The organism is Pseudomonas sp. MT3 (assembly GCF_054720805.1).
In genome coordinates this window covers 73,317-81,614 of the sequence record NZ_JBTVPY010000029.1, presented here as the reverse complement: position 1 = coordinate 81,614, position 8,298 = coordinate 73,317, and the positions used below count along the sequence as shown (strand labels likewise).

Genomic DNA, 8,298 nt, shown 5'->3' with positions numbered 1-8,298 from the left:
CCCTTAATGCTGGAGTTCGGAAGGTGACTTGGCTGGACGCTTACACTTCTTCGGCGGGGACTACAACATAAACAGCGATCGAGACTTCGTCGCGCTGAGTGTTGGGGTGAATTTCTAGTTCATCGAGGGCTTCTGAACTGGCGTGTCGGCGCACTCAAGGTGCTGATACGCCAAGTCAGGGGGTATGCGTAGCTTCTGCTTTGAATTAGCCGACCGGCGAGGCGACTGAAATGTTGGTTCCTGAACCCATGATCACCAAGGCGGCTTTGACCAAAGACTCTCGACTAATGCTGGCGGGCTTCAGTGCGTCATCTCGCAGAGCCAGGCTCAGCACGCCATTCATCATTGACCACGTAGCGTAGGCCGCACTTTCGGGCTCCAGATTGGGGTTGGCCCAACCACCCTCGATGCCATCCCGAATGATTGCGGTCAGATGAGCGACCTGCTCGTGAGCCATAGCCCCGATGCGAGCGATTGCTTCAGGCTCTTCTGGTGGATTGGCAAGGATCCGGAACTGGTAAGGGCGCTCGAAGGCGAAGCCCACATATGCTTCACAGATACGCGAAGCGCGCTCCATGGGCGTGCCCTTACCGTCGTATGCGCGATCGACATACCGACGATTTTCCTCCATTGCCCGTTCGGCAATAGCTACCAGCAGCGCAGGTTTTCCACCCACGCGGTTGTAAACCGTCTGCAGAGAGACATCCGCTCTCTTGGCGACTTCGTCAGCTGAAACCGCCGCCGCTCCACCTTCAATCAGGAGCTCTTCAGCGATTTCAATAAGGTTTCGACGCATATCTGCGGCGCGGCGTTGGGTGCGGGTAAGGGTAATCGTCGTCATTTGTTGACTGTAACACGCCCTGAGATTAGAGTTAAGTCCAACGTTGGAGTCACTTAAAAGATATCAAATAACAAAAGCGAATTTAGGTACATCCTATGCTACGTCTCGACGTCGAGTTTCCTTCTGAGGACTCCAAATGCAGCGCCTGGCTGTATCTCCCGGAATCCGAAAACCCACCTCCGATTATCGTCATGGCTCACGGCTTGGGAAGCGTCCGAAGGATGCGACTTGATGCCTATGCCGAGCGCTTTTCCGAGCTAGGGTACGCCTGCCTGGTATTCGACTATCGGCATTTCGGCGATAGCGAGGGTATGCCCCGCCAGCTCCTGGATGTGAAAAAACAGCTTCAGGACTGGAAGGCTGCTGTGGCCTTCGTTCGGACTCAGAAAGAGGTGAATGGTAGGCGGGTGATCCTGTGGGGTACGTCCTTTAGCGGCGGACACGTGCTTTCAACTGCTGCGGAAGATATGCAAGTCGCGGCGGTGGTTTCGCAATGCCCATTCACCGATGGTGTGGCCTCCAGCAAGGGCGTTGATCCGATAACGTCACTCAAAATCTCCGGCAAAGCGATCAAGGACTTGGTCGGCTCCTGGTTCGGCTTGGCCCCAGTGATGATCCCTACCGCCGGCCCGCCTGGCTCCGTCGCAATGATGACTGCACACGATTGTGAGAGTGGCTATCTCCAGCTGGTGCCCACCGACAGCGCGAAGGGTTTTCCCAACTACGTGGCGGCTCGCATTGCTCTGAAGATCATGGCCTACGCCCCGGGGCGAAAGACTCCAAAGATAACGTGCCCCGTCCTTTTCTGCCTCTGTGAGACCGACACAGTGGCCCCGTATGAGGCCAGCTACTACCACGCCCGAAAAGCTCCGCGCGGGGAGATCAAGATCTACACAGAAGGCCACTTCGATATCTACATGGGCTCTGCTTTCGAGCGGGTCATCCAAGACCAAATCGAATTCATCCAGCGTGTTGTACCGTTGAACTAAGGAAATTTTGAATGTCTGGCTACTCTCTCGACGGTCGTGTTGTCGCTATCACAGGATCTACCGGTGGGCTCGGATCTGCGGTTTGCAGAGCGCTCATTGCTAAGGGTGCTCACCTTGCACTGTTCGATATGAATTTGAACGCGGTGCAGGAACAGGCAAAGGAGCTGGGTGCTAATGCCCACGGTTGGGAAGTGAACGTCCGCTCCATGGAAAGCATTCAGACCGCGATGGACGAAGCCGCGAAGCTATTTGGTGGCATCGACATTGTGATCGCCGGTGCCGGTATCACCGCGTTTGAGCCTCTCGTTTGTGGTGATCCAAATACTTTTGATCGTGTCATCGACATCAACGTCAATGGGGTCTGGCGTACCTTCCGAGCAGGCGTGGAACACGTAGTCAAACGCAAGGGCTACCTGATGGCGATCTCATCGATGGCAGCCTTCAGCCAGTCACCACTTCAAGCGTCATACACCGGCAGCAAGGCCGCTGTATGGGCCATCTGTAACAGCATCCGCTTGGAGCTTCGGCATATGGACGTAGGCGTGGGTAGCGTGCACCCGACCTTCTTCCATACCCCGATGATGGACCAGGCCTTCAACAGTGGCGCTGGGAACAAAATCTGGAAGGGCAACAAGTCAGGCATCTTCAAGATGGTGGCGCTGGAAGATGTTGTCAGCGGCATCATCGGCGGCCTTGAAAATCGCTCTGACATGGTCTTTGTGCCCAAGAGCAATTCCTTGGTAGCCCATGCTCCACGTTTCTTCCGGAAAGTCGTCGAGAGCCTGGAGTACAAAGACCATGAGGTGGCCGCGATGATCATGGCAGCGAAGCAAGAAGCCGCAGCCAAGTGACATGAGTTTCTTTGCTGGGAGCCTCGATGGTGGGAGGCACCCAGCCTTTTTTACGATGCATCGCTGAGTAGAGCCTTACTTTTCTTCCTAACACCTTCGACTTTCCACTCACGCGACAGCGTTGCCGACAAGCGGCTCAATCCTCTCCCAGGCTCCGCCACCTCCTAGCATGAATCCTTTTTCCGCCATCGAGCATCTAAAAACGCTCTAGGACGATGGGTTCTTGTGTCTGGACTTCTCATATCCCCGAATCTCGCTGGCCAATAGCCTGTCAGCTGGCACACCGGTTACACCAACGCTACAAAATTTGCATTTACTCTAACAGTGGAGTCGGTTACAACATTGGAATAAAGAACAATTCCAATAAATATCGTTGGGTCACGACATGCATCGTCCTGGCAGCTTCTCTCAGCTCAATACGCGGACCAGCACAGAGCTGGTCGACGCCTCTTCTCAAGCACCCCCTCGGTTTCCACTGGGCAGCGCCTTCGTAGGCTGCGCCTGGGTTCCGCTCGTACCGAGCAAATAACAAAAAGCAGGAGATATCCGATGAGTGAGATTACCGCCGCAGCCATGAGCATTTTTGCCGCCATGGCAGAAGCCCCTCTGGTTCCTCGTGAGCATGCCCGTGAAGCGATTTTGCTTCTGGAGTCTGATCTGCCCTGGATCAACCTGCCGGACGGCTCGAAGATCCAGCTCTTGCATGTGGATCTGAACCAGAACCTGTGGATCACCAGAAATCGGATGAAGCCTGGTTTTGGCGTCAACACCCACTATCACACCGGCCCTGTTTTCGCCGTCACGCTGAGCGGGGAGTGGTTCTACAAAGAGTACGCCGACAAGGTGAACAAGGCGGGTGCCTACCTGTTCGAGCCTGCTCACTCGCTTCACACCTTGTGTGTTGCTGAAGACGCCAAAGAAGACGCCGATGTTTGGTTCGCTATTTTCGGTAGCAACATCGACATCGATGACCAGGGCAACGTCATCAACATCCTCGATGCCAAGAAGATGCTGACTGGGTATCGCGCCTTGTGTGCCGCTCAAGGCCAGACCTGTGAGCGACTGATTGTGGTCGGTGAGTAACAGCCCGGCAGCTCAATCGCCTCAACCAGGCGGGCAGCCGCTGTCTGCTCGCCGCCTACATACTTGAGAGGTCACTAATGACTACATGGATCAAAGGCGCTCCGAAGGTCGCATTCATTTCTGGCGCCGGCAGTGGCATCGGCCTGCAGATTGCGAAAGCACTTCTGAATGATGGAGCGAGCCTGGCGCTGTTCGATCTTCGGGTTGACGATGCCGTTCTGGAAACCCTGCGCCGTAGCTGCTGCACGCAAGGCCAACGCGTCGAAGTCTTCACCGTCGATATCTCGCAGGCTGCTTCCGTGGACTCTGCAATCGATGCCGCTGTCGCCAGCTTTGGTGCTCCGGACTTCGCGTTCAACTCCGCTGGCATCCTACGTACCGCGCTCTTCACAGAGCTGCCTGCAGAAACCTTTGAGCTGGTTATTCGCATCAACTTGATAGGCAGCCGGAACTTCGCCGCCGGGATCCTTCGTTACATGAAACCAGGTGGGCATTTGGCTCTGGTTGCATCACTGGCAGGCATCATCGGTGGCTACACCCAGGCTGCATACGGCGCTTCCAAATTTGGTGTCGTTGGTCTCGCCGAGGTACTGCGACTGGAACAGAAGCCCTGCGGCATCGATGTTTCTGTGATTTGCCCTGGTGAGATCTCCACGCCTCTGCTGGATCACGAACGCCAACACGGCAGTAAGGTAACCGAGGCACTCAATGCCACTGCCGGTGTGCTCACCGTTGAGCAGGCGGTAGCCGGGATTTTGCAAGGCCTCCGTAAGCGCGAGTTCATGATTACCCCAGGATTCAGAGCCCGATTCCTGCGTGGAATGGCCCGGAAAGCCAGCGGCTTAATGCGCTGGATGACTGACAAGACCTTGGCAGGCGCCCTGGCCGACGAGCAGAAACGACTGCGTAAGCTGGACCAGAAATCGGCTTGACCTCCCCAAGCACTCTCTAGCGGCTGCTGGCCACCATCTTTGTGGCCGCAGCGCTGATGACACCAAATACGTATTCAAAGGACTTTGGCTATGCAACGTCTTGATGTTCAGTTTTTGTCTGGCGGTAGCCGCTGCGATGCCTGGCTGTATCTGCCGGAATCGAAGCGTCCCGCTCCGATCATCATCATGGCTCACGGCCTTGGAAGCACACGCTCGATGGGGCTCGATAACTACGCGCAGCGCTTTTGCATGCTCGGTTACGCCTGCTTGGTATTTGACTACCGGCACTTCGGTGGAAGCGAGGGAGAACCCAGACAACTGCTGGACGTGAACAAGCAACTCCAGGACTGGAAGGCAGCTGTGGCGTTTGCGAGAACCCGCAGCGATGTGAATACAAACAAGGTCATTCTGTGGGGCACGTCATTTAGCGGTGGCCATGTCATCGCGACTGCAGCAGACGACCAGAAAATCTCTGCTGTGATTTCTCAATGCCCCTTCACCGACGGCATGGCATCCAGCATGGCCGTTCCGCCGTTGACGTCTATGAAGGTGACCGTACGTGCCCTCAGAGACAAGATTGGCTCTTGGCTCGGCACTGCACCGGTGACCATTGCGCTTGCTGGTAAGCCTGGCACTACCGCAATGATGTCTGCGCCCGACTGCGAGAGCGGATATCTCAACCTGGTACCGGAGTCAGAAGCCAAGCGATTCCCCAACTACGTTGCGGCTCGGATTGCTCTTCAGATCCTGACTTACTTTCCTGGTCGTAAAACCCCGAGCCTGAATTGCCCAGTGCTTTTCTGCGTTTGTGAGACCGACACGGTGGCGCCTGCAAAGGCAACCCTTCGCCATGCGCGCAGGGCGCCGCGAGGGGAGATCAAGCTCTACAACGAAGGACACTTCGACATCTACGTGGGTATCGCATTTGAACGGACGATCGGCGACCAAATTGAATTTCTCCAGCGCGCTGTCCCCTTGAACTAAGGCGTTAAGGCCCGCAAAAAAGCGAGGTCTTAAGGATATTTTTCGCGCGTAACGCCAGCCAATCAAAGAGTCACTTACCGATGCAGAGTCTTCGAAGCCGGGGGCTTAACTGCGCTGTCCCGGGCAGGAGAAGCGCATGGTAGTGACTCTGCCGCAGGGTGTTCTCAAGGAATGGCTGCCAGCTCCGCTGGAGGGATGCATGGAACTCTTGCGGTCGTACCCTACGGATCGGATTACCACCCAACCCTGAAAGCCGGCTGGACTCAATCGCGCTGCCGCGCGGGCAGGGCCTGGGGTGGTTGTGATCCTGCCCCACGAGGTACGGCTATTTTTCTGGCCAGAATCTCGCCTGAAAAAAGAATTTCTTTCCCAATTGGCAGGGACGATATCCAGATACTTCCTCTGGAGACGCCGTGCCGATGCCCCCTTTTGCCCATAGTCCGCGCAGAAACTCCCTGCTTGTGCTCCTCCGCACCGAGGCCTGGCACAGCTGGGCCATTCTTCGTTTCAAGCACCAGGGCGAGGGTCTGTGGAAGCTGACGCGCCGCCAGCAGGCGTGTTTGATCATTGTGGCCACGTTGGTTGACCGCGGCGCTTGTCGCCGGGCAGCAAGCAAGGAAGATATTTGTCGGGGACCAATGGCAGCAGATCTACCGCTGGCGTGGCGCCGAGAACGCATTGGATCAGCAGGTCGAGGCTGGTGCTGACGTCATGTACCTGACCAACAGCTTCCGCTTCGGCCCGATGATCGCCGGCGTGGCCAACGCGATCCTCCGGCAGCAGGGCGAAACACGGCCACTGGTTGGGTTGAGCCCCCGAGACAAAGTGATGACGTCACTGCCGTTCGGCTGTGGTCATTAGAGCCTTGCGCCTTGATGTGAACAGGCCTGTCTAACCACAGAGCCTATTCGAAAGGGGGGGCGCGGCATCCCCGAAGCTGCCTCTCACGAGCGTCAGCAAACGGCCAATAGCTGCCTCTCATAGGAGACAGCTCCCTCCCCATGCCCGTGTTAAAAACTATGGAGAACAACGATCATCTGGTGCCTGTCCTCCCGATCCCATAACCACCAGCGCTTCGGAGAACAAACCGAGCTGCAGGCACAGCACCACGAACTGCCGGCAGACACCACGAATGGCTTTGCCGTTGTCCTTGCGGAAGTTGGCGATGTTCTTGAAGTCCGGCATCAGGCATCCGGCCACTCACCACGAAAAACTACGAACTCGCAACCCATCACTTCTTCAGCGTAAACATCCTGACGTCATACACGAATGTGTCCTGCCTGGTGACAACCACCTGTTTGATCGCCGGATGCCTCGGGTTGAGCACAATGTTCCGCTCAAGCGGCATCACCGCCGAAGGCACGATCAGACCCAACTGGCCCCCTCGGCGCAACCATTGGGTACCAAAGGACATACTGGGCGTATCAGCTGGAAGAGCATTCCACCCTACAGGTAGCTCTGCCTGATTAGGCTCCCAATACAGATCCTCATCATCCGGCAGAGCCCATTCCGTAATCGTCATCGGAATCAAGGGCGGCCCGTTCTGATGAACAAAGGTCTCCAGGACGCAGATAGCCGGGGACAACCCCATGTAAATCGCATCCACCTGTTGCTCGTTCCAACGTCCGCCTTCGATTCCCGCTCCTATGCCAGATAGATCATTTGCCCGTGATGTCTTGCAGATACGCCAAGCCCGCATCAGGCCACACCGCCCCATTCGATGGCATGCAGAATTCGCCGAACCTGGCGGGCGCCGAGCTCGGTCAGGCAACGCTGAAACGGTGTTGAGCCCCCCAGGGCACTGTTAGGTGTCGTCATCCAGCACGTAGCCACGCCCTTGTCCTCGAACACCGACTCGGCCAGCACCGAGACCTCCGCTAACCTGTCCAGACGCTCTGACGCCACGACACCAAGCGTGCGCCCCCCCTTAACGGTACGGTCGATCGTTGAGGGCGAAACCTCAAACAGCCTGGCTAAGCCAATCTTGTTGACGTCGAAGGCACGCTGCACCGCAAACAGCCATTGCGTCTTGAAGCCCGCCGCCATGGCCTCTATGCGATCCGCTTCGGACTTCTCGCTCAGGCTATGCGCCAAACGGTAGAAAGCTTCATAGCCCTCTCGCTCGCGCTTCCCCGGCGCAGCCGTCAACTCAATCGAAGGGTTCATGTCCAGCACCTTAAATGACAAATTTTGGAACGTCATTTGATGATACTACGCCATCTTTCAAAACAGATCAGATCTCAAGAGTAAGCGCACGGGATGTGGGCGCGCCCTTCAGATATCTCCTCACGGTTATCGGGCTACGTTCACAGCGGCAGCAATTCTGCTGATTGCGTCGGCGGGGCGGCTTTGTTCGCCGCCAGATTCAAGCGCAACGGCTTAATAATACGATTGAGCGCTACGGCTGCTATGGGGCGGTAGCAGCCCCATCGCAGAGATAGCAATCGACCAGAGACGAACAATCAAACCAATAGGTAGCGTCCGCCCTCCGCGCTATAGCTTGCGCCCAAGAGAAAAAAGACTGGCGTTATCAACACAACGTTTGCCAGCGCCTTCCGCTATGAGGCCCCCAGAAAGCCACAGTGGACGGACTGGCGATTGAGATGCCATGGATGCTG

The 8,298-nt window shown here is 56.4% G+C and carries 9 protein-coding genes and 1 pseudogene; 6 read left to right on the top strand and 4 right to left on the bottom strand.

What is annotated here, in order from left to right:
- Window positions 1-205 precede the first annotated feature (205 nt).
- Complete coding sequence (locus tag ACYCAX_RS23805) at window positions 206-841, bottom strand: TetR/AcrR family transcriptional regulator (RefSeq protein WP_279833930.1); 636 nt, start codon at window positions 839-841, stop codon at window positions 206-208.
- Between the two features lie 95 nt (window positions 842-936).
- On the opposite strand from ACYCAX_RS23805, the gene ACYCAX_RS23800 reads away from it, so the two are divergent.
- The 6 genes from ACYCAX_RS23800 (at window position 937) to ACYCAX_RS23775 (ending at window position 6,541) form a co-directional block, all read left to right on the top strand.
- Window positions 937-1,830, top strand: a complete 894-nt coding sequence (locus ACYCAX_RS23800) for an alpha/beta hydrolase (protein WP_279833932.1) — start codon at window positions 937-939, stop codon at window positions 1,828-1,830.
- Window positions 1,831-1,841: 11 nt separating this feature from the next.
- On the top strand, window positions 1,842-2,681 hold the full coding sequence (locus ACYCAX_RS23795; RefSeq protein WP_279833933.1) for an SDR family NAD(P)-dependent oxidoreductase: 840 nt from the start codon (window positions 1,842-1,844) through the stop codon (window positions 2,679-2,681).
- Window positions 2,682-3,230: 549 nt separating this feature from the next.
- Window positions 3,231-3,764 carry a 2,4'-dihydroxyacetophenone dioxygenase family protein gene (locus ACYCAX_RS23790; RefSeq protein ID WP_279833934.1) on the top strand — a complete coding sequence of 178 codons (534 nt, stop codon included), beginning with the start codon at window positions 3,231-3,233 and terminating at the stop codon, window positions 3,762-3,764.
- Window positions 3,765-3,841: 77 nt separating this feature from the next.
- The gene (locus tag ACYCAX_RS23785; RefSeq protein ID WP_285888825.1) at window positions 3,842-4,696 is read left to right on the top strand and encodes an SDR family NAD(P)-dependent oxidoreductase; all 855 of its coding nucleotides are present in this window, start codon (window positions 3,842-3,844) and stop codon (window positions 4,694-4,696) included.
- Between the two features lie 90 nt (window positions 4,697-4,786).
- Window positions 4,787-5,680 carry an alpha/beta hydrolase gene (locus ACYCAX_RS23780; RefSeq protein ID WP_285888824.1) on the top strand — a complete coding sequence of 298 codons (894 nt, stop codon included), beginning with the start codon at window positions 4,787-4,789 and terminating at the stop codon, window positions 5,678-5,680.
- A gap of 582 nt (window positions 5,681-6,262) precedes the next feature.
- Entirely contained in the window at window positions 6,263-6,541 is a 279-nt protein-coding gene (locus ACYCAX_RS23775) for a hypothetical protein (protein WP_285888823.1), read from the top strand.
- 168 nt (window positions 6,542-6,709) lie between these two features.
- Here the strand turns inward: ACYCAX_RS23775 and ACYCAX_RS23770 are convergent.
- The 3 genes and pseudogenes from ACYCAX_RS23770 to ACYCAX_RS23760 form a co-directional block, all read right to left on the bottom strand.
- Window positions 6,710-6,880: pseudogene (locus ACYCAX_RS23770) on the bottom strand (IS5/IS1182 family transposase); the annotation flags it as partial.
- A 31-nt stretch (window positions 6,881-6,911) separates the two neighbouring features.
- Window positions 6,912-7,379, bottom strand: a complete 468-nt coding sequence (locus ACYCAX_RS23765; RefSeq protein ID WP_285887726.1) for an RES family NAD+ phosphorylase — start codon at window positions 7,377-7,379, stop codon at window positions 6,912-6,914.
- Window positions 7,379-7,846, bottom strand: a complete 468-nt coding sequence (locus ACYCAX_RS23760; RefSeq protein ID WP_073666988.1) for an antitoxin Xre/MbcA/ParS toxin-binding domain-containing protein — start codon at window positions 7,844-7,846, stop codon at window positions 7,379-7,381. The genes ACYCAX_RS23765 and ACYCAX_RS23760 overlap by 1 nt, the downstream gene beginning before the upstream one ends.
- Between the last annotated feature and the right edge of the window lie 452 nt (window positions 7,847-8,298).

Excerpts from the sequence above, each read along its gene's own strand:
- ACYCAX_RS23805 (WP_279833930.1), bottom strand. The coding sequence starts at position 841 with ATGACGACGATTACCCTTACCCGCACCCAACGCCGCGCCGCAGATATG.
- ACYCAX_RS23800 (WP_279833932.1), top strand. The coding sequence starts at position 937 with ATGCTACGTCTCGACGTCGAGTTTCCTTCTGAGGACTCCAAATGCAGC.
- ACYCAX_RS23795 (WP_279833933.1), top strand. The coding sequence starts at position 1,842 with ATGTCTGGCTACTCTCTCGACGGTCGTGTTGTCGCTATCACAGGATCT.
- ACYCAX_RS23790 (WP_279833934.1), top strand. The coding sequence starts at position 3,231 with ATGAGTGAGATTACCGCCGCAGCCATGAGCATTTTTGCCGCCATGGCA.
- ACYCAX_RS23785 (WP_285888825.1), top strand. The coding sequence starts at position 3,842 with ATGACTACATGGATCAAAGGCGCTCCGAAGGTCGCATTCATTTCTGGC.
- ACYCAX_RS23780 (WP_285888824.1), top strand. The coding sequence starts at position 4,787 with ATGCAACGTCTTGATGTTCAGTTTTTGTCTGGCGGTAGCCGCTGCGAT.
- ACYCAX_RS23765 (WP_285887726.1), bottom strand. The coding sequence starts at position 7,379 with ATGCGGGCTTGGCGTATCTGCAAGACATCACGGGCAAATGATCTATCT.
- ACYCAX_RS23760 (WP_073666988.1), bottom strand. The coding sequence starts at position 7,846 with ATGAACCCTTCGATTGAGTTGACGGCTGCGCCGGGGAAGCGCGAGCGA.